Annotated in this window: 1 protein-coding gene; it reads right to left on the bottom strand. The window is 39.7% G+C overall.

Annotated features, from left to right (window positions below; translation table 11 throughout):
• Positions 1–32: 32 nt before the first annotated feature.
• A protein-coding gene (locus OIZ54_RS20230) for an IS3 family transposase (protein ID WP_264391148.1) occupies positions 33–1,201 on the bottom strand; the annotation gives its coding sequence in 2 pieces (ribosomal slippage) (positions 33–931 and positions 931–1,201; 1,170 coding nt in all).
• Between the last annotated feature and the right edge of the window lie 46 nt (positions 1,202–1,247).

Raw genomic sequence — 1,247 nt, 5'->3', positions numbered from 1 at the left:
TGATCTGACCCCGATAAAGTAGACACGGGGTTTTAATTCATTGATTCATATTGTATGGGGCTAACATTTCCAATCGTCCCATGCATTCGCACTGAGTTGTAGTAATTCTCAATATAAAAACGACTTTGTATTGTCATTTCGCTACGACTCAGTTCATTTAGATTACTCATCCATTCTTTTTTGTACTGAGCAAAAAAACTTTCTGAACAGGCATTATCCCAGCAGTTCCCCTTTCTCGACATGCTAATCGTTACACCTCGCTTGTTCAACCACGATATAGTCTCTTTAGCTCGATACTGGCTCCCTTGATCTGAATGAAACAGTAAACGTTGCCCGTTCGGCTTGCGCACATTCCAAGCCTTCTTTAGTGTTTTAATCACTAAAACCGCATTATTAATTCGACTTGTTGCCCAGCCCACAACTTTGCGTGAGTATAAATCTAAAATGACACATAAGTACTGCCAGCCTTCTTTACAGCGCACCTGAGTTATATCCGATACCCATACACTATTAGGCTCTTCAACATCAAATTGACGAGCAAGTAGATTCTCTGTCGTTATAAAACCCTGCTTTTTATTACCACTGGTGTAGCGACGCTTACCTGATTTAGAGCGATAACCTACGCTTTGTAATAAACGCTGCACTCGGCCTTTACTGCAATCATATCCGTCGGCTATGGCGGCTTGCCACAATTTTCTGTAACCAGGTATGCAGTGCTCTTCATTACTTCTCTTTATTAAAAACTGAAGTAAAAAATCATTTTTTCTTTCAACTGGATTCGACGACTGTTTCAACCATTTGTAATACCCAGCCTTAGAAACAGATAATAACTTACATAACTTGCTTACTGTTTTCTTCACCGTCGTGGTCTTATGAATATATTGAAACCTTATTCTTTTAGACTGTCGAAGTAGGCCCTCGCCTTTTTTAGTACGTCGTTCTCCAACTGTACGTCCTCAAGCTGCTTTTCAAGGTTACGAACTTGACGTTCAAGGTCTTTATATGACTTTTCTGGACCATGGTTTTTAAGTGGCTTAGGCTCTTTTCTTGAGGTCATTTTACTTCTCCAACTTGACAGCATATCGGGATGAATACCGTATTTATTAGCGGTCATTTTAACGGTAGCGTGTGAGTCTAATGACTCCTGCACCACTTTTCTTTTAAATTCCTCTGTATGTTTACGAAACGCTTTTACTTTCATGAGAACTGACTCCTAAATAGGTGTCTACTTTTATGGAGTCAGATCA

It is taken from the genome of Pseudoalteromonas sp. A3 (assembly GCF_025942345.1).
Taxonomy (GTDB): Bacteria; Pseudomonadota; Gammaproteobacteria; order Enterobacterales; family Alteromonadaceae; genus Pseudoalteromonas; species Pseudoalteromonas atlantica.
Note: the sequence above shows the minus strand (reverse complement) of the source record. Positions and strands in the feature narration are given on the sequence as shown.